Origin of the sequence: Shewanella sp. FJAT-51649, assembly GCF_019457435.1 — a bacterium.
Classification (GTDB): domain Bacteria; phylum Pseudomonadota; class Gammaproteobacteria; order Enterobacterales; family Shewanellaceae; genus Shewanella; species Shewanella mangrovisoli.
The window spans coordinates 1,992,380-2,012,653 of record NZ_CP080411.1 but is presented as its reverse complement, the minus strand read 5'-3'; the positions used below and the strand labels follow the sequence as shown (position 1 = coordinate 2,012,653).

Here is a 20,274-nt window from a genome sequence, read left to right as displayed (position 1 = left end):
CTAGGATAATGCTCTTTGCGGTGCCTAAAACGGAATCGGGGCACTTGTGTCTCGACTCAAGTGCCCCGAATGTCTTACTTCAGGTTCGCCAATAGCATTTGGTTCATCAGCTTAATAAAGGCCGATGGATCGGCTAAGCTGCCCTTCTCCGACAATTGCGCCTGTTGCAATAACAGATTCGACCAATCGGCGAAGGCGGCTTCATCTTGAAGATCGTTTAAGCGCGACACTAATGGATGCGCTGGGTTTACCTCAAACGTCGGCTTGACCTCTGGCACTGGCTGACCTGCAGCTTGCATCAGTTTGATCATCTGGCTCGACATCTCACCTTCCCCCGTCACCACACAGGCTGGGGTGTCGGTTAAGCGTGAAGTGACTTTCACATCGGCCACGCTGGCGCCTAATGCCGCCTTGATGCGTTCAACCAAAGGTGCAGACTCTTCGGCAAGTTTCTCCTGCGCTTCCTTCTCGGCCGCATCTTCCAGCTCACCTAATTCCAGCTCGCCACGGGTCACTGAATGCAGTTGCTTCTCTTTGTATTCGGTTAAGTGATTGATTAACCACTCGTCGATACGTTCTGACATCAGCAACACTTCGATGCCTTTCTTACGCAGCAGTTCTAAGTGCGGGCTGTTGGCGGCGGCTTCGTGGCTGTCGGCAACGATATAGTAAATCTTGGTTTGGCCTTCCTTCATGCGGCTAATGTAATCATCGAGTGACACAGTCGGTGCCGCGCTGCCCGTATGGGTAGACGCAAAACGCAGTAAGCCTGCAATACGCTCACGGTTTGCAAAGTCTTCCGCTGGGCCTTCCTTCAACACTTGGCCAAATTCGGCCCAGAATTGTTGGTATTTTTCCGCATCGTCTTTTGCCAGTTTTTCCAACATGCCCAGCACGCGCTTAGTGATACCGGTGCGCATCGCTTTGGTGATGTGGTTGTCCTGTAATATCTCGCGTGACACGTTTAGCGGCAGATCGTTTGAGTCAATCAAACCCTGCACAAAGCGCAGGTAAGATGGCATAAACTGCTCGGCGTCATCCATAATAAACACGCGCTGAACAAAGAGTTTCAGGCCATGCTTACGGTCGCGGTTCCACAGATCCCATGGCGCTTTTGAAGGGATATACAACAGGTTAGTGTATTCCTGTTTACCTTCAACGCGGTTATGGCTCCACAGCAGTGCGTCTGTGTAGTCGTGGGAAATGTGCTTATAAAATTCTTGGTACTCTTCGTCACTGATCTCAGACTTGTTGCGCATCCACAGCGCAGTCGCCTTGTTCATGACCTTCCAGTAACCTTCGGTTGCAGGGATTTTTTCACCGTCAGGGCCATCGCGCTCAGGGGTGCCTTCCTGCCACATTTCAACTGGTACAGAGATATGGTCTGAGTATTTGGTGATAATGGAGCGTAGGCGCCACTCATCGGCAAACTCTTTCTCTTCATCACGCAGGTGCAGGGTAATCTCGGTACCACGGCTCGCCTTAGTGATGGTATCGACAGTGAAGCTGCCCTCACCTTCCGATTCCCATAATACGGCTTCATTGGCCTTATGGCCTGCCGCACGGGTGCGTACAGTGACTTTTTTCGCCACGATAAAGGCAGAATAGAAGCCCACACCGAATTGACCAATAAGCTGCGAATCCTTTGAGGCTTCGCCAGAGAGGTTTTTAAAGAATTCAGCGGTGCCCGATTTCGCGATCGTGCCTAAATGCTCAATCACGCCATCGCGGGTCATACCCACACCGTTGTCTTCGATGGTTACAGTGCCTTTTTCTTTGTCTGCGCTGATACGCACACGTAGCTCACCGTCACCTTCGTATAGTGCGTCGTTGGTCAACGCAAGGTAACGCAGCTTATCGGCCGCATCCGCAGCATTGGAGACCAGTTCACGCAAGAAAATTTCTTTGTTGGAATACAAAGAATGGATCATCAAATGCAACAGCTGTTTGACTTCAGTTTGAAAACCATGAGTTTCTTGTTGTGACATGAAATTTTCCTTATTTGTTACGCAATTTGGTTAAAGCAAACGCTTAGTAATTAATAAAATGGGGCTGTAAATCCACTTTTCAAGGGGGGAGATAAAATCACAGATCAAATGGCGAAAAATAAGGCAATCTGGGGCGAAAATACGGCCTATAACCCAGATATTTGTGGAGTCCGTCGTAAATGAGGGAGGCTAACGCGGGAAACAAGAACACTAAGATCATCTGCACAATACTCTTTAATCACATCATCCTGCGCCCATAAAATAAAAACCCGCAAGCACTGGGCTGGCGGGTTTTCTCTTTAGGCCATCGCACGCTACAGCGGGATACGCCCATTGAAAGACAGCGCTAAGGTGGTACTGTCGACATATTCCAGCTCGCCCCCCACGGGAACGCCGTGGGCGATACGGCTGATCACCACTTTGTGGCGCCGTGCCATATCGGCAATAAAGTGGGCGGTGGCCTCACCTTCAACCGTGGGATTGGTCGCGAGGATAAGTTCGGCAACATCGCCCGAGGCTAAGTGACGCTCTAATAGCGCCAAGCCTAACTCCTCAGGTCCCACCCCATCGAGTGGCGATAAATGGCCCAGCAATACAAAATAGCGACCGGTAAAATGTCCACCCGCTTCAATGGCTAACACATCGGCCGGCGTTTCGACTACACAAATCGTCGACGAGGAGCCGCGTTTATGGCTAGCACAAATCGGACAGAGGCTTTCTTCAGTGTAGGTTCGGCAAGACTGACAATGACCGATATCGCTCATGGCACTCGACAGTGCAGAGGCTAATTTAAGCCCAGCTTTTCTATCGCGCTCAAGCAATTGAAACGCCATACGTTGAGCCGATTTCGGCCCAACCCCTGGCAAACACCGCAGGGACTGAATTAACTCGTCAAGCAGGGGACTAAATTTCATTGTCTATCTCAATTAAAATGGCATTTTCATGCCTGGTGGTAATTGCATACCGCCAGTCACTTCGGCCATTTTGGCTTTCTGGTTTTCTTCGATACGACGCGCGGCATCGTTACACGCTGCGGCAATCAAATCTTCTAACATCTCTTTATCGTCTTCCATCAAGCTTGGATCGATTTCGACTTTACGTACTGTGTGTGAGCCAGTCATGGTCACTTTAACCAAGCCAGCACCTGATTCACCGACCATTTCCATGCGGGCAATTTCTTCCTGCATTTTTGCCATTCTTTCTTGCATCATCTGGGCTTGTTTCATCAGATTGCCCATACCGCCTTTTCCAAACATAGTCATTTCTCTTCTATTAGGGTGAGTCGCAAGCTTTTAAGCTGGCTAATCTTACTGAAATAAATGGGATTGGCAATCAATGCCGATATCCCATCACTAAACTTATGATCTTGATAGTGAGTTTTTAACAAACTCTGCCACTCCACGCAGCATATGCACAGAGGAAATATTACTCGGGCTCAGGCAGTGCGGGGATAAGTCCGCTACGCTGGGCTAGCAATTCTGGCGGATAGAGTAAGGTATCCTGATCCAGCTCGGCGCCAAAGCGGTTAATCAGCCATTGCACATTATCGTCCATCATCAGCGATTGGCGTGCCTGCTGCAGTAACTCTTGGTGAAAACGTTTGCGCATCTCTAAGGGGGTTTCCCGCGCGGGATCAGTTCCTATGACCACCTCAACCTGCCTCGGGTTCCCCAATGCGGCTGTCAGTGCCTGCTCGAGCTGCTCAATCGCCACGGGCGCCGCCAAGTGTTTCTGGTCGGGTTTTAGCAGCAACGGCAAAGGATTAGCCTGCAGCTGACAAATCGAGTTTACCGCCAACTGACGCACACGGCCGCCAATCTCTAGGCTCGCCATGAGCTTGTACCAGTGCAAGTCTAAGGGATGACCGGTAATCGATTGCGCCAGCGCTAATGCGGTGGATGACGTTGGTTGTACCGTCTCGCTTGACTGTGACTGCACCGCATCTTGTGGCTGAGTCGGTTGCTGTATTTGTTGCTGCGTTAGTTGTGGTGTAAGTGCCTGAGGCGGCTGCGGCGCCGTATTCATCTCAGGGCTTTGCGCAGCTGACTCGCTCTCTTGCACAGCCTCTTGCCCAACCAGTGTCGCCTCGCTATCCGTTGGCGATATTTGAGCGGCGACGGTCGCAGCGCCTAAATCATCAACAGTTGTTTGCGGCACAACAGCGGTTTCACGCTGTAGGTTAGCACTTGCAGCCGATGCGTTGGCATCATCCATTGTCGCGACGGGCGCCTCTTCCCATGGAGGGCGATCGTTCGGGTCAAACGGCTGAGTTGGCGTGACATTTGATTGTGAGTCAAGATGGAGCTCGGCCTCGAAATCATCGTCAAAGGGTAGCTCAAAGTCGTTATCGGACGCGTGACTAACCACTTGCGGCTCGATAGATGCATCAACTGAAGACGTGTTTTGTGAAGTCACATGAGAGACTGGCGCGGTATGCGCACTCTGGCTCGGAGTTTTAAGCTTAACTTCCGCTGCTGGCTTTTTTCCATCACCTTCCTTGGTGCTGAGTGCATCAAGATCGGATAACAAGGAGTCACGCGCCGCTAATACCGCCGATAAAATATCGTCATCCTCGAGGGACACTGTAGTTGAAGCTGGAGGTGTTGAAGCCTGAGAGGTTGTTGAAGCTAGGCTTTCGCCAATAGACTGCGATTGGAGGGCCACAGCAGACTCATGCACAACATCCCTATGACCGATAGACTGAGCACTGTCGCGATTAAACGAACTCTCTTCCAAGCCAGAGAATCCGCCCTGCTCCTCAGCCATAAATTGTGAATAATCATCCTGATAGGCATCGAGCGGCGCGGCGGCATAATCGTATTGACCGTAATCCTCAGCGGAATACTCGTCCGGCGCTACCGCATCAACATTCTCGTTAACACTCGCTTGAGTTTTTTCCTCGATATCATCAAGAGATAAGGCTACGGGTTCTGTTAATGTCGCTGGAGAAGGCTTCTGCTCAACGCTAGCAGTATCTACTGTTGCAGCTTGATTATGCTCGGCATCAATGTTCGATGCAGGCGTAGAAACTGAGCTCGACTCAGCGCTTGAGTCAGGGCTTGCATCAGTTTTTGAATCAAGACTTGATTCTGAAATTGAGACGGCCTCAGTACTCGATGCTGCACTTGCACCAAAGCCTTGGCTTTCGGCTTGGCTTAAGATCACTTGCTGCTCGGCAATTAATGCGGCATTCAGTTCAGCCTCATCATCAATCGCATCATCGACAGCTAACATATCCTCAGCAGATAAGGCTTGTTGCGAAGCTGTAGCGTTCTCACTCTCAGCCATAGGCTCAGACATTGTAGCCTGTGGCAGAGCCTGTGAGTCACGCTCAGCGGTTAGCAGAGTTTTTTTTTCAGCCACTGCCTGATTAACGGCCTGTTCAACCGCAGGCATATTTGATGCGGGCGTCGCAGACATTGGCTGCTGAGCTGGCAAACTCACCTTAGCAGCGTCTTCGACCTGCCAACGTTTCACGGGCTTTTCGGGAACAAATGCCACCGCTCGGAGCAGTGCCATTTCGAGGCCCGATTTAGGATCCGGCGCATGGGGTAAGTCTTTACGGCCAGTCAGTAAAATCTGGTAATACAACTGCACTTGTTCCGGCGCTAACTGCTCGGCAAAAGCTTGAATTTGCGCGCTATAAAGGGATTGCTGCGCCGCAGCAGGTGCAAATTGCGTCAGGGTAATTTGATGCAATAATTCCAGTAAACTGCGCAGCACTTCTTGGGCGTCCGCGCCATAGGCGAGCACCTGTGCGCAGCTTTGCATTAAAACGCCAATATCGGCATCGGTTAAGGCTTCGAGTAAGCGCAGCACATGCTGCTCATCGATGCTGCCCAGCATAGATTGCACTTGATTGAGCATCACAGTGCCACCACCGAAGGCAATGGCCTGATCGGTCAAACTTAAGGCATCACGCATACTGCCATTGGCCGCTTTGGCGAGCAGGGTTAAGGCTTCGTGCTCAAAGGGCAATTGCTCTTGGGTTAAAATATGCTGTAGCTGAGTACCAATTTCCTGCTGGGTTAAGCTCTTTAAATTAAATTGCAGGCAGCGAGATAACACAGTCACTGGCAGCTTTTGCGGATCGGTCGTCGCCAGTAAAAATTTCACATGCTCTGGTGGTTCTTCGAGGGTTTTTAGCAGCGCATTAAAACTGCTGCGGGAGAGCATGTGTACTTCGTCAATCAGGTAGACCTTAAAACGGCCACGGGTCGGACGATATTGCACATTATCTAAGAGTTCACGGGTGTCATCGACTTTAGTGCGCGAAGCGGCATCGACTTCGATCAAGTCAACAAAGCGGCCTTGGGCAATTTCGACACAGCTGCCACACACACCACAGGGGGAAGCCGTTACGCCCTTTTCACAGTTGAGGCCTTTGGCGAAGAGGCGCGCCAAACTGGTCTTGCCCACACCGCGAGTACCCGTAAAAAGATAAGCATGGTGTAAACGTTGTTGCGTTAACGCATTCGTGAGCGCGTGCAACACGTGGCTTTGGCCGACCATCTGTTCGAATGTGGCAGGGCGCCATTTTCTGGCTAACACCTGATATGACATGGAACTCCCCAATGTGCATGACAAGAATGTTGGTACAAAAAAGGGGATCGCGCCCCGAGATAGTTGCAAGATAACATGTCAATTAACGACATGCCATTAAACTATCCCTAGGCGCCTTTGGCTGAAGAATTATTCGCCTTCAAACTCACAAAGTTTAACCAACTCAAGACCTAAGGCAGTTAAACGGGCTTCGCCACCGAGATCGGGTAATGAAATCACAAAGGCCGCATCTTGCACTTCCCCACCCAGTTGGCGGATAAGTTTGACTGTGGCTTCGATAGTGCCGCCGGTAGCTAGCAAATCGTCAACCACCAATACTTTGTCATTCGCGGTAATCGCATCGGTATGGATTTCAAGGCTATCGTGGCCATATTCCAGCTCATAGCTTTGGCTAATGGTCGCACGTGGTAACTTACCTGGCTTACGTACAGGCACAAAACCAATGCCTAATTCCAGTGCTAAAGGCGCACCAAACAAGAAACCACGGGCTTCGGTGCCCACTATCTTGGTAAAGCCTTTATTGCGATATTGCTCAACTAATAAATCGATAGTCGCTTTATAGGCCGCGGCATTTTCCAGCAGACTGGTCACATCGCGAAATAGAATCCCTTCCTTAGGATAATTAGGAATCGTTTTAATGCTTTGCTTTATCAAGGATAAGGTTTCTGTATTCATAGCCATTTAATTTAACTTAATCGTTTCGCCACGCGTAACTGCTGGCGGTAAAAACAAAACGTCCACAGCGAGTGTGGACGAGCTTTAATAATTCGCACAAAGCTTATGCCGCTTTGGTTTGAGTTGCAATAAGCAGCGTATTCAAGTGACGAATTGGTTACCAATTTGTGCCTTAGATCAAATGTGCTTCCATAGGGTGTGTGGACGTTTCAGGGTTATTTTTGCAGCTATTTGGCTGGCGTTTATGCAAGGCAAAGTCCGTGCTGTGTAGTTATTCTACATAAACGGACAATAACGCAGCAGAAACGTCAACCAAACGCTGCCCGAAGGGTTCGTCTGGCAAGCATTTGCTCTTACTTTCTGTCATAAGAGCCGCTCGTCATTTGAGTAGAATTACTACATGTCATTCCTCGTTTCGCGAGCACAAGCTTGCCAGAACGAACAAAATTTAATCTCGAAACATCAACACGCCCTACGCTAGGATTCGATTTCAGGAATGGTTTTAAGATACCAGAGTAATCCGGCCGCCATGGTGAGCAGCAGTAACTTCACCCAGATAATCGGGACCACCAGAATGCTAACGCTAAAACTGAGTCCCGTGAGCAACATCGCTCGGCGTTTAAGGCCGGGGCGCATCGCCCTGTGTTGTTGCCATTGGGTCAGCGCATCGGCAAACCAAGGATGTGTCATCAACCACTGGTGTAACCGCTCGCTTGAGCGGGCAAAACAAAAAGCCGCCAATAGAATAAACGGCACTGTCGGCAATAGAGGCAATACCATACCCAGCAGTCCAAGGCCCAACGCCAAGCAACCTATCAATAAAAACAAACCGCGTTTCAATATCATAGTTTGTAGATGACCATATAGTTTGTGGATAAGTAAAGTATGTCGCTGCCTCAAACCTAAAAAACAAAAGCCACTCTAAGAGTGGCCAGTAGTATACTCAATTTGAGATTAAAACCTGCTTAAATTAAGCCTAATTGCTTTAACCAAGTCAGGCTTGCTGGAAGCGTCGGCAACAGTAAGACTAAAATAAAACCAATAAAATACATAAAGTTAAATGGGTCTTTAAATGGCTGACTGCTCATTACAGCTCCTCAAATGTGTGCAAAGATAAGTGCGCAGGAATCGTACAGTGATTAAGATCACAAAACGGGCGCCATTGTAGCGGTTTGTCAAATCAACAAAAACCCTTTTTCTGTAAGGTTATTGCATTTATTTTGCTGATTTTAGCAACATACCGCTTAAATCCCGCGCACGATCCCTTTCACGGCGAGTTGTTCGAGCAACTGAATACAACCTTGGGTTAAGAGATCCGGTTGCATTTGCGGATAAATGCCTTGCAGCCAGTTCAATATCTCATCGAGGCTACTCTGGCCTTGCTCTGCCAAATATCCCAGCACTTGCGCACTTAATGGCGTTAATTGTAAAAAAACCACCTCACCCGCTTCATCCTGATAGAGGCAAAAAAACACTGGCTGCGGCAGCGCCTCTGTTGGACGAAAATCTTGGCGGATCTGCTGCACCGGATACTGGTACTGTGCCACACTGGCCGTTGTTGCTAAACATAGATGACGTTGCAGAATATCCTCTTGGGATAGCAAAACTTGCTCACTCGTTTGCAGCGCCGTTGCCACTCGCAGCTCGAGCCATTCATAGTGCGCCAACTCGAGCATAAAAGGCGGATCACTTTCTGCTGGCGAATATTCAAATTGCAGGAATTGTAAAAATTCTCCGGCAATATCAATAAAAATTGGGGACTTACAATCGTGTTCACTGAAAAAAGCCTGCACTAAGGCTTGCCACTGTACATCGCTATAGAGACTTTTGAGCACGGGAAAAGCATTAGAGACAAAGCCCATCACATTATTAAAAAACAACTCTCGGTAAACCTGCATCCGCTCGAGGGGCACACCGCTCGGCACAGGCTTTTGGGGATCGCGAATATAATCGATAAAGGATTGCTGTACTTGCTTAAAATCCATCAGGCAATCCTCTTATCTAAACAATTTTTCGCCCGCGCTTGATAGGCATGGATTTGGTTAACCTCATCCAATAACTGCACCGTTTCAGGCAGATTAAAATCACGCTCGAGCAGCGTCGGCAAGACGCCATGCTGGGCATAGCACTTATCCAACAATGCCCAGACCGGATCGTTGATGGCGCTGCCATGGGTGTCGATCAGCAAGGTTTCAGACTGTTGGTAATGCCCTGCGATATGCAAATAGGCGATGCGCTCCGTTGGCATGGCCTTTAAATAAGCCTCGGCATCGTATTGATGATTTATCGAGTTCACATAGATATTATTCACATCTAACAGTAGCTTACAGTCGGCCTCTTCTAACACTGCGGTTAAAAACGCCTGCTCACTCATCTGTGCGCTCGGCGCGGCATAAAAGGAAATATTCTCGAGGATCAAAGGCCGCTCTAAAATATCCTCCACTTGTTTTACCCGCGTCGCCACATGCTTAACTGCGTCATCGGTAAAGGGGATAGGCATAAGATCGTATAAATGACCGCCACCCGAGCAATAACTTAAATGCTCCGAATAGACTTCAATTTGGTGCAGATCCATAAACGCCTTCACTTGGCGAACAAACGCCAAATCTAGGGGGGCAGGACTGCCGATAGAGAGTGACAGACCATGGCAGAAAAAAGTATGTTGCTCAGTAAGCTGCCTAAATTGCTTGCCATATTTTCCACCGAGCGTCATCCAGTTTTCAGGGGCGACCTCTAAAAAATCGATAGCCGTTGGCAGCGCTTGGCAAAACTCACTGAGCATTTCACGCCGTAAGCCTAATCCAACCAATCCACTCTCTTGCATTGCTGTAACCTCTTTACTGGCGTGCCGCTAAACAAAGGCCAGCAGAGGCTGGCCAAGTGTAGAATTGAAGCTCGATAGTATCGACTCGCGCTTATTTCATTTCTTTTTTGACGGCGTCGGCCTTAGCTTCGACTTTTTCAGCGGCTTTTTTCATATCACCACCGCATTTGCCTTCACCACACTTACCTTCATGAGCTTTATCGGCAGCAGCTTTCTTCATATCGGCGCCACACTTACCTTCACCGCATTTGCCTTCATGGGCTTTATCAGCGGTTGCTTTCTTCATCTCGCCACCACACTTGCCTTCACCACACTTACCTTCTTTGGCTTTTTCGGCTGCAGCTTTTTTCATATCGCCGCCGCATTTAGCTTCGCCACATTTACCTTCTGAACCGACGATTTGATAACCCGCTTCCATGGTTTCAAATCCGAATGGGTTGGTTTGCGCATTCACGACGAACGCAGAACCGACCACCACTGTACCTAACGCCACTGCAACGGCTGTTTGCTTAACTGACTTCATATATTTCTTCCTTTTATTTGATGAATGGTGGCCAACAACAGTGTTGTAGCTGGCTTACTGCAAAAGACCCGCCCCATCTCGGTTTCATTTCAAAAAATATCACCAAATCACAGAAATAATCAAAATATGCTGATAGGAAACAGAATTTAGTCGTAAAAATCCTCAATAACAGCCCTTACCCTTCCCTCGCAATGCTTTGTAACCTCAGTCCAATAGGATAGAATGCACGCCCTTTGAAACTGGATATGGGTTTGTTGCAGTGCGCGTAATTTTGGCTCCGATGGAAGGCGTGGTTGACGACTTAATGCGAGATATTTTGTCTTCAATTAACCCCTACGATTTGCTCGTCACCGAATTTGTGCGCGTGGTTGACCAACTCTTACCCGAAAAAGTGTTTCTCAAACTCTGCCCCGAACTGCTCAATGGCGGCTTTACCCCCTCGGGCACGCCAGTTCGTGTACAGCTTTTAGGGCAAGAGCCCAACTGCATGGCCGAAAACGCAATACGCGCGATTGAGCTTGGTTCCCACGGCGTCGATGCAAACTTTGGTTGCCCCGCTAAGATGGTGAACCGCAGCAATGGCGGCGCGGTGTTGCTGCAATACCCTAATACGATTCACGACATTGTGCGCGCCATGCGCCAAGCTGTGCCCGCCGAACATCCAGTGACGGCGAAAATTCGGTTAGGCTACGAAGACAAATCCCTGTTTATGGAAAATGCGCTGGCCGTGTATGAAGCGGGCGCGACAGAACTGGCTATCCATGCACGCAGTAAGGTCGATGGTTACAAACCGCCCGCCTACTGGGAATACATCACCGAAGTGCGCGAGCGTTTGCCCATTCCAGTGATTGCTAATGGTGAGATTTGGAACCGCGAAGATGCCGAGCGTTGCATTGCGGTGACGGGCTGCGACAGCATTATGATAGGCCGCGGCGCCATTTCGCTACCCAATCTTGCCGACACGATTAAGACTGGCGCGGCGCCTTACTGCTGGGCTGACACCTTAGGCTTGATGCTAAGCTACACCCAACGTGAACTGAGCGGCCGTAAGAGTGATTATTATCCGGCGCGAATTAAGCAGTGGTTTAGTTATTTGAATCGCCAATACCCCGAGGCAGACACCCTGTTTAGGGAGCTGCGCATCTATAAAACCACAGAGGAAATTGTGCGAGTGCTGGAAGAGGCGCAGCAACGCCTAGGCGAATAGCCACTGATAGCACATAGGATAATCCCATGAGAAAGTGGTGAAATTTTATTTAAAACACCACTAAATCCCTGCAAATCGGACAGATACTTGATCTTTATCATAGTCGTTGATAGTGGAACTATTAGACTGAATGTCCAGAGTCAGATAAAACAGGCGATTTTACGTGAGCACCACCCATATCAGACAAGAATTGTCAGAGCTTGAAGCTAATCTAAGGAAGGAAATCGGCGCGCTCCCTCAGTTTATTGAAATACTTGGGGCGCATTATGCCAATCTTAGCTTAGGCGAGTTAATTGACCGCCTGGCACAGAGTCACCTCGCAGAACATCCGCTATTTTGTCGTTTAAACCGCCTCGATGCCGCCTTCTGTCAACTCGACTTAGGCTTATATGGCCTATGCTCAGATTGCGAAACCGAAATCGAAGCCGAGCGCTTGACCCAAGATCCCACTGAGCAACGTTGCAGCAGCTGCGCCGAGCATTATCAGCATGAGCATCGCCATGAGCTGCGGCTGAGTCATTGAGCAACATCGATATATTCCACAGGCAAAAAAACCTCCGCAAGCGGAGGTTTGGGTTATTCAGGAAGGGAGATAACTTAAAACTTCTGATTAATTCTCAGATAATAAGTACGACCTAACACATCATAAAGGCCGACGTTTACATCACGATAATCTGCATAGGTGTAATAGTTTGGCGCATCAGCATCAAACAAATTATTCACTCCAACGGTGATTGAACCGTTATAAGCGTGCTGATAGGCAAACTGGATATTGTGCTTGAAGTAGCTAGAATAATCGACGTAACGATCAGTCTCCTCCAAGGTATTGTAGTAATCAGCAGATTGACTACCTATATACACCACAGTCCATGCCGCTGAAAAGTCTTCATATTTCCAGCTAGTTGCAAAATTACCACGCCAATCAGGTGAATCTGTCGTGCCCGCGTAATCAATCATCTCAGCTTCTGCATTATCTTGCTTTTTAAAGTCAAGAACATGGGTCAGATCAATCTTGAAGTTAAAATCACCGATTGCGGTTTCTAAGTTGTAGGCGGTTACAAAATCGATACCCGAAGTTTCTACTGAGGCTAAATTACGTACACCCGCTTCAATATATTCAATCTTGCCATCTACACCACGGTGAACGTAGGGTGAAGAGCCATTTTTGATTTCATCACGCAGGATGTCATCAACATCAACCGATTCAATTTTATTATCATAAGTTATTGAAAAATAAGACATCTCTATATTCCAATCATCAGTGACATTCCAGACTCCACCTAAAGTGAGTGAATTCCCCTCCTCGGCCTCAAGGTTAGGATTACCACCATACCAAGTTTTATGTTGATTATTGGTTGCACAATACACAGCATCCACATTTCCGGGTTGATTACACCACAACGAATCGACACTCTTTTCAAAGCTCAAGGATTGCGAAGAGAACATCTCACTCATATTAGGTGCGCGGAAGGAATCGCCATAACTTGCCCGTAATAATAGACTGTCGACTGGTCGCCAACTTAAGCCAAACTTTGGTACCACTGCATCGAAGGTAGAAGAGTTAACCACAGACCCTTGTGCACCAGTGAGCGAACCTTCCTGCTCGTAACGCTCATAGCGAACCGCAGCAGATAACTCGACATTGGCCGGTAATCCGACTTGGAATTCCAAATAAGCCGCGGTGCGGTCACGTTCAGCGTCAACGTCATCTCCCCCTGAACCACCCGAAATAATGCCTGATGCCGATTCAGGATCACTGGTCTGCTTGAACTTGATCATTTCATATTCAAGTCCACCCACCATAGCAACTGAAACATTACCATTATCAAGTAGTAGCGTTGAGGCTAATCCGTCGATTTGAGTACTTTCAAATTTACCTTGATACACACCAGTATGAGCTGCTTTACGATACAGCTCTGTCATTTGCTGGTTCCATTGCTCATAGCTCATGCCAGAAGTATTGAAAATGTCATACTGCTCAGAATCTATCCCTTGCTGGACAATCTCATCGTTAATCAAGTTGTAATTAAAAGAGTTAGTAGTTGAGCGGGAATGCTGAGCATTTAATTCCCAATCGATTCCATTGCCTAATTCCAGGGCGCCAATAAAACCGCCTAATATATCGACATTATTGGTTTCAGTTAAAGTATCGCGCTCACCAATTTGAGCTGAGCGCATATAAAGAGTCATACCCTCACCAAGTGGATTAAATTTATTATCGGCACTCATCACTGGATAATTGGTTGATACTGGCGTCCCGGCATATCGAGTTTCAGTTTCAGCCAAAGAGGCAGATGTTCGGCCACGAAATTGAATGCCATCGGAAATATCATAGGAAAAATTCGACAAAATTGAATTACGTGTTTGGTCACCAAATAATTTGGTCACATTGCCATGGTTATATAAACAGCGGCCAATATTATTACCATCGGTAGTATCTACAGTATTTTCAGTTTGCTCACAGATTTCTGAATTACTATACCAACCGGATGCCGAACTACCATTAGGCACTGAGCTAAAACCACTGTAGGCCGAATAACTCGGATCATCCATCGTCAAAATATCACGATCCATTACCGCTTTGGTATCATAATATTCATAGGTTAACGTGATATTCCCCTTATCTGTGTTATAACCCGTTGCAATCGATAAACGATTTGCATCACCACCATCAACACTCGGTTGTTCTGTGCTGTAATCGAGTTGCAGACCATCAAACTCTTTCTTCGTAATAATATTAATTACACCCGCAACTGCATCAGAACCATAGACAGCAGAAGCGCCATCACGCAGAATTTCGATACGCTCAACGATTGCCATTGGGATAGAAGATGTATCAGCTACAGAGCCAGAGCTGGAACTAGTACCCGGCATACGACGGCCATCAAGCAACACGAGTGTTGCCGAGGAGCCTAAACCACGAAGGTTAACGTTGCTTGTAGAACTCGCCCCTGAACCATATCCCGAAATACCACGCCACGAGCCAAAACTATTAATCGCCGAATTATTTAACACATCGGCTACAGTTTTCTCACCCGTCATAGCAATATCTGCGGCATTAATCACTGTCACAGGCGAAACAGTTTCCATATCGACCTGTTTAATACGTGAACCAGTAACTTCAATACGCTCAACTTTAGTATTTTCCTCCGCAGAAAAAGACATTCCAGAGAATAAAACGCTCGCTGAACCCATAGTAATAACACTAGCGCGCACGGCTTTAGCTGCTAACGTTAGATGATGCATATATCTCTCCTTGAGGTTTAATTTTTTAAACCCGACTTGTTGTTTTTTTGTTGAATCTCAAGCTTCCTTGACGTATCAATGTTGTTAAGAACAATGAATTTCATCAACCTAAAATAACAATCACAAAACAAATTGATACATGTATCATGAAGAAAAAGTAAAACAATCCACACTTAACCAGTTGCAAATCAGATGGTTATAAAAACGCTTTGATATGGCAAGGTTATTTTCATAGCGATACAAATAGAGTTAATTGATAATAAGTGGTTACAAAAAACAATTAAAAAAACAATCAACTTCATTCGATTCAAAATGTATCAATCTATAAATTTATTTTTAATAGTAATATGTCGACAACATGGTAATAGGCAAAACATAAGTAAAAAGCCCCATAGAAGGAGGGCTAACAAACTAATATTCCAATCCTAACTCAATTTTTCTCTCGGCTTTCTCTTTTGCGGCTTTATCCTGATACCTTATATATCTTCTGATAATATCCTCATTGGCTCCTACTGAGTCAACAAAATAGCCCCTTTGCCAAAAGTGATTCCCCCAAAGCCATTACCTTTTTAAATAAGGAAACTTTGCAAACAGCCTGATTGCTGTTCGGTCTTTAACAAAAACCATCAATTCCGATACGATTAGACTTGGTGGAGTCCTTACAACCAAGTCCACATGGTCCATTTGCACATTTAGTTCTACCACCGTACATCTCTTCATATTGCAATAAACATAAATACTTCAGTAAAGCTCCTTACCCAAGTTTCCTTCTAGAATCTTGTATCTGTACTTCGGTGTCCACACTAAGTGATACTGACAACGGTAAAATACGTGCGATGAAAACTCATATCTGCTCATGCTATTTACTCATTCATTTGCTGATAACAAACAAAGGCAGAATTTAGTATGGGCATTCTACGGGCAAAGCTCAGATGACTGATCATCACCAGAGGAGGTGGTTTTAGAATGCCAATAAATTAGTACTTATTTTAGCCACTGCTTTAGCTTGGTCAGCCGAGGTTAAGTTGCCATTGGCTAAAATAAGACAATATTTGGCTCCCGCGTATATTTTGCGTACACTGAGCCCAGTCGACTTTAAGGCATGAGAATTATGAGAATTTTGGTTGTTGAAGATGATCTTATTTTATCCCACCATCTAAAAGTACAGTTAAGCGATTTGGGCAACCAAGTCCAAGTCGCCCTCACCGCCAAGGAAGGCTTCTTCCAAGCGACTAACTATCCCATCGATGTGGCCATCGTCGATTTAGGTTTACCCGATCAGGACGGCATTAGCCTTATCCAACAATTACGTGAAGAAGGCGTTAAGGCGCCTATCTTAATCCTAACTGCCCGAGTTAACTGGCAAGATAAAGTTGAAGGCCTCAACGCGGGTGCCGACGACTATTTAGTGAAACCCTTCCAGAAAGAAGAACTGGTTGCCAGACTCGACGCCTTAGTCAGACGCAGCGCAGGCTTTGTTAAACCCGTTATCACCAGTGGTGAGTTAAAACTCGATCTTGCCGCTAAACAGGTCACCCTTGCGAATGAAGTCATGGAAGTCACCGCTTTCGAATACCTCATCTTGGAATATTTGATGCGCCATTGCCATGAAGTCGTCGCCAAACAGCGGCTACTGGATGTGATTTACGGCGACAAAGAAGGCGATCCGAACACCATTGAGGTCATGGTGAGCCGTCTACGTAAAAAACTTACCCGCGATGGTATCGACAACCCTATTGTGACCATCCGTGGCCAAGGTTATAAATTCAATCTGCCATGCAATTAAGACTCAAAATGAAGAAACGTCTGCTCACGCGGATGTTTCTCACCTCATTATCAATCATCACCTTAGTCGGATTTGGCCTTGCATGGATGGTCAATATTCTGCATGCGCAAAATAGCTACAACGAAGAAACTGCACAGCTGATCGCCGAGATCCCCCAAGTCGCCGCCGAGTTGAGGGAACATGACTTGATCCCCGATACCAGCGCCTGGTTGGAGGAAAATAACAAGCAAGAACGCTATGTGATGGCGAGCTGCGATGAAAAATTTAAACAGGTGTGGACCTCTTCCCTCGCCGTTGACCGAGGGTTGTTTGATACCTGCGAACGTTTCAACGAAATCCGCAACGACTCACCGCCCTATTACCTGACCATGGCCGATGACAGAGGTTACTTCGTGTATTTACTCGCGGTCGAAATTGCGGGAGTACATTACAACCTGCTGGTGATGAAGGATGCCGCCAAACTCGAGCAGGAATACAGCAAATTCAGTAAACGCACCTATATACGTTTGGCCATGGTGCTCGCCCTCGCGCTGATCCTGCTGGTCAGTGCGGCTTATTGGGGGATGCGTCCGTTGGTACGAATGCAAAATGAGTTGCAATCGATTAACCAAGGTAAAACGAAATCGCTTTCAGAAGGTTACCCTGTTGAGCTTGAAGGGGTCACTCAAGCCCTTAACCAACTCTTACAACAATCAAGCGCGCAACAGCAACGCTATCAAAATGCGATGAACGATCTGGCCCACAGCCTAAAAACCCGTCTTGCCGCCGTTCATGCCATTACCGATGACACGAGTCTCAGTAAACAATCTGCCAATGAAAAAATCATGGAACAGATAAGCCAAATGGATCAACTGGTTAAATATCAACTTAAACGTGCCATGTTGGGTCGCCAAGGCTTAAAGCAGGAACACACCGCCATCGCCCCGCTAGTCGATCAACTCGCGCAGATGTTATTTAAAATTTACCGCGAAAAACAGGTGCAATTTAAGGCTAACATCCCCACAAACCTGCAATTCCCGGGCAATAAGGGCGACTTGATGGAGCTATGTGGCAACCTGATGGAAAATGCCTTCCGTTTGTGTATCAGCCAAGTTCAGGTCAGCGCCCGTTATACGGATCAAGGTGATTTTGAATTAATCGTCGAAGATGACGGACCAGGGGTTGAAGAGAAGCTGCGCCAAAAAATCATTCAACGGGGCGTGAGAGCCGACACCCAATCTCCAGGCCAAGGCATTGGCTTAGCCGTGTGTGATGAGATTGTCAGCAGTTATGGCGGCGAACTCAGCATTGAAGAAAGCCACTTAGAGGGCGCGCGCTTTCGCATTCGCATCCCAATCTAAGTAGTAGGTCTCAGGCTATTAAGCATATACTGCGTATAACTGCTCGGCGCGGTTAAACATTACCCATGACGTGGCAATATATTTATCGTTACTGATCGGCATATTGCCGCGATGGGAATGGGTAAAACCTGCGGGCGCAATCACCATAGTACCTTTCTTTGGCGAAATCTTACGCTGCTGGTAATAAAACTCGGTTTCTCCGCCCTCTTCCACATCGTTTAAATAAAACATATACAGCACGACACGATGCAGCGCCTCATTGTGGTTTAGTTGGGGAAATTGCTCCGAATGCCAGTGGGGATATCCGCCTTTATTTTGCTGATATTTCTGCACATTGATGCTACCACTGCGATATAAATATTTGACTAATGCTTCGGCTCTTGGCTTGCCGAGGCGCTCAAAATTATTCGGCGTTAAGGTTACCGCTTGCCCTTGCTCGTCACTCACAGAAACCGCCACCGCGCCCATTAGGGCCATCGAATACTTAGTAAAATAATCCGTTGTGCCCTTTAGGGTATAAGATAACAGTTCATTCTTGATGGGTTGTAAATCGGCAAAATTATCTAAGGTGAGATCGCGGCTGATCTTCTTTTCGAGGTCGACACCATTACCCGTTTGACCATCGACCACACCGGCATGTTGTTCAAATGCAAGAATGAGACGATCACATAGGTCATAGGGTAACGCATTAGGGTATACTTCAATAAAGTCCATATATGCTCAGTGCTTCGGCTATTTTCTACCCTTACTATGCTGACACGTTAGTTAAGTAATTGTAAAGCTGCATCATTGATATAAAATAACCCCATTGGCTTCACGATAACAAGAATATGAAAAAAAGCTGTAAAGTCTCAGTCCATCAATTACAGGTCGGCAATTTTGTGCGTTTGCCCGTGGCCTGGAAAGATCACCCTTTTTTATTCAGTAGCTTTCACATCAAACAAGCTGCGCAGATTGAGCTCATTAAAAATCTGGGCATCGAATTCGTGATTGTCGATTTAGAGCGCAGTGAAACCACCCCCTTAAATCCAGATGCCGTTAATCCAATAAAATTGCCGCCGACGGCCGAGATCAATGTGTTAAAAAACGACATGGATCAATACAAGGCCGAGCAAATCGAAGTGCAAAAAAAGCTGCGCCGCGATATCCATAAAACCGAGCAAAACTTTACCCGCTCAGTAGCTATGATGCGCAGTCTTATTGCTAAGCTTCGCAATCGACCACTCAATGCCGTGGATGATGCCAAGGATTTAGTCCATACCATTGTCGAGCAATTGTTAACCTCCGATAACCTAGTCCTGCATTTAATGAGCGATGCCAAACAGGATGAAAGCATTTACTACCACTCATTAAACGTAGCCATTCTCTCTATGCTCATCGCCAAAGAGATGGAATGGGATCGCAGCGAAATCGAATTGGTCGGCTTAAGTGCATTATTTCACGATGTCGGCAAACTCAAAGTGCCGCCGCAAATTTTGAAAAAGACCACACCATGGTCGGCGCCAGAGCTGAACTTTATTAAACAACATCCGCTGCTGGGGATTGAACTGCTTAAACTGGCCGATAACTTCCCTGAAGCCGCCTTGCCTCCTATTACCAATCACCATGAGTTTCTCGATGGTACAGGTTATCCAAAAGGGTTAAAGGAAGCAGATCTGGATAAAATTTCCCAACTATTGGCCGTAGTGAACGAGTACGACTCGCTTTGTTATCCGAGTAATCAGGGCAAAGCGCGTATGCCCTATGCCGCCTTGGGCTATTTATACAAGCAGTACAAAACCAAATTAAATCAGGAATATATTGGTAAGATGATCAAAATGCTCGGCATTTATCCACCCGGGAGCGTGGTGGAGCTGTCGAGCGGTCAATATGCCATGGTGATGTCGGTCAATCTACAAAAACTGCTTTGCCCGAAAATCCTTGTGTATGATGCACTGGTGCCCAAAGATCAGGCGCCGATTGTCGATCTTGAAGTCGAAGGGATAACGATAGTCCGCTGTCTGCCGCCCGCCGCACTGCCCGAAAAAGTACACGAGTACCTCAATCCTCGCGAGCGCGTGAGCTACTACTTTGGCGGTGATAGTCGTAAATAATCCATAAAGAGATTCATTTGCCCAATAAA

The 20,274-nt window shown here is 47.1% G+C and carries 17 protein-coding genes and 1 pseudogene; 5 read left to right on the top strand and 13 right to left on the bottom strand.

Features of this window, described 5'->3' with window-relative positions; all coding sequences use genetic code 11:
- Positions 1-74 precede the first annotated feature (74 nt).
- From htpG to K0H59_RS09025, 10 genes are all read right to left on the bottom strand, one after another.
- Complete coding sequence (gene htpG, locus K0H59_RS09065; protein WP_220055298.1) at positions 75-1,988, bottom strand: molecular chaperone HtpG; 1,914 nt, start codon at positions 1,986-1,988, stop codon at positions 75-77.
- A gap of 314 nt (positions 1,989-2,302) precedes the next feature.
- Positions 2,303-2,902: a recombination mediator RecR gene (gene recR / locus K0H59_RS09060; RefSeq protein ID WP_023265729.1), complete on the bottom strand. Its 600-nt coding sequence runs from the start codon at positions 2,900-2,902 to the stop codon at positions 2,303-2,305.
- 12 nt (positions 2,903-2,914) lie between these two features.
- Entirely contained in the window at positions 2,915-3,244 is a 330-nt protein-coding gene (locus K0H59_RS09055; RefSeq protein WP_047540411.1) for a YbaB/EbfC family nucleoid-associated protein, read from the bottom strand.
- A gap of 169 nt (positions 3,245-3,413) precedes the next feature.
- Positions 3,414-6,551: a DNA polymerase III subunit gamma/tau gene (gene dnaX / locus K0H59_RS09050; RefSeq protein WP_220055297.1), complete on the bottom strand. Its 3,138-nt coding sequence runs from the start codon at positions 6,549-6,551 to the stop codon at positions 3,414-3,416.
- A gap of 129 nt (positions 6,552-6,680) precedes the next feature.
- Positions 6,681-7,232 carry an adenine phosphoribosyltransferase gene (gene apt / locus K0H59_RS09045; RefSeq protein WP_011623016.1) on the bottom strand — a complete coding sequence of 184 codons (552 nt, stop codon included), beginning with the start codon at positions 7,230-7,232 and terminating at the stop codon, positions 6,681-6,683.
- Positions 7,233-7,703: 471 nt separating this feature from the next.
- The gene (locus K0H59_RS09040) at positions 7,704-8,072 is read right to left on the bottom strand and encodes a YbaN family protein (RefSeq protein ID WP_220055296.1); all 369 of its coding nucleotides are present in this window, start codon (positions 8,070-8,072) and stop codon (positions 7,704-7,706) included.
- A gap of 119 nt (positions 8,073-8,191) precedes the next feature.
- Positions 8,192-8,314 carry a hypothetical protein gene (locus K0H59_RS21235; RefSeq protein WP_011623018.1) on the bottom strand — a complete coding sequence of 41 codons (123 nt, stop codon included), beginning with the start codon at positions 8,312-8,314 and terminating at the stop codon, positions 8,192-8,194.
- Between the two features lie 156 nt (positions 8,315-8,470).
- Positions 8,471-9,211, bottom strand: coding sequence for a DUF2063 domain-containing protein (locus K0H59_RS09035; RefSeq protein WP_220055295.1), 741 nt, complete (start codon positions 9,209-9,211; stop codon positions 8,471-8,473).
- The gene (locus K0H59_RS09030; RefSeq protein ID WP_220055294.1) at positions 9,211-10,050 is read right to left on the bottom strand and encodes a DUF692 domain-containing protein; all 840 of its coding nucleotides are present in this window, start codon (positions 10,048-10,050) and stop codon (positions 9,211-9,213) included. Before K0H59_RS09030 ends, K0H59_RS09035 begins: the two co-directional genes overlap by 1 nt.
- Before the next feature lie 91 nt (positions 10,051-10,141).
- Entirely contained in the window at positions 10,142-10,573 is a 432-nt protein-coding gene (locus K0H59_RS09025; protein ID WP_220055293.1) for a hypothetical protein, read from the bottom strand.
- Between the two features lie 259 nt (positions 10,574-10,832).
- Between K0H59_RS09025 and K0H59_RS09020 the strand changes: the two genes are divergently transcribed.
- Positions 10,833-11,780 carry a tRNA-dihydrouridine synthase gene (locus K0H59_RS09020; protein WP_220055292.1) on the top strand — a complete coding sequence of 316 codons (948 nt, stop codon included), beginning with the start codon at positions 10,833-10,835 and terminating at the stop codon, positions 11,778-11,780.
- A gap of 163 nt (positions 11,781-11,943) precedes the next feature.
- Positions 11,944-12,303 carry a TraR/DksA C4-type zinc finger protein gene (locus tag K0H59_RS09015; RefSeq protein WP_011717378.1) on the top strand — a complete coding sequence of 120 codons (360 nt, stop codon included), beginning with the start codon at positions 11,944-11,946 and terminating at the stop codon, positions 12,301-12,303.
- 74 nt (positions 12,304-12,377) lie between these two features.
- On the opposite strand, the gene K0H59_RS09010 is transcribed toward K0H59_RS09015, so the two are convergent.
- A complete protein-coding gene (locus K0H59_RS09010) occupies positions 12,378-15,026 on the bottom strand; it encodes a TonB-dependent receptor (protein WP_220055291.1) in 2,649 nt (882 codons plus the stop codon).
- 411 nt (positions 15,027-15,437) lie between these two features.
- Positions 15,438-15,884: pseudogene (gene tnpA / locus K0H59_RS09005) on the bottom strand (IS200/IS605 family transposase).
- Between the two features lie 253 nt (positions 15,885-16,137).
- Between tnpA and K0H59_RS09000 the strand changes: the two are divergent.
- Both K0H59_RS09000 and K0H59_RS08995 read left to right on the top strand, forming a co-directional pair.
- The gene (locus K0H59_RS09000) at positions 16,138-16,812 is read left to right on the top strand and encodes a response regulator (RefSeq protein WP_041412604.1); all 675 of its coding nucleotides are present in this window, start codon (positions 16,138-16,140) and stop codon (positions 16,810-16,812) included.
- Positions 16,803-18,152, top strand: a complete 1,350-nt coding sequence (locus K0H59_RS08995; protein ID WP_220055290.1) for a sensor histidine kinase — start codon at positions 16,803-16,805, stop codon at positions 18,150-18,152. The genes K0H59_RS09000 and K0H59_RS08995 overlap by 10 nt, the downstream gene beginning before the upstream one ends.
- 18 nt (positions 18,153-18,170) lie before the next feature.
- Here the strand turns inward: K0H59_RS08995 and K0H59_RS08990 are convergent, their stop codons facing one another.
- Positions 18,171-18,866, bottom strand: coding sequence for a 2OG-Fe(II) oxygenase (locus tag K0H59_RS08990; protein WP_220055289.1), 696 nt, complete (start codon positions 18,864-18,866; stop codon positions 18,171-18,173).
- Positions 18,867-18,982: 116 nt separating this feature from the next.
- Here K0H59_RS08990 and K0H59_RS08985 point away from each other — a divergent pair, with 116 nt between their 5' ends.
- A complete protein-coding gene (locus K0H59_RS08985) occupies positions 18,983-20,245 on the top strand; it encodes a DUF3391 domain-containing protein (protein ID WP_220055288.1) in 1,263 nt (420 codons plus the stop codon).
- The last annotated feature ends 29 nt before the right edge of the window (positions 20,246-20,274 follow it).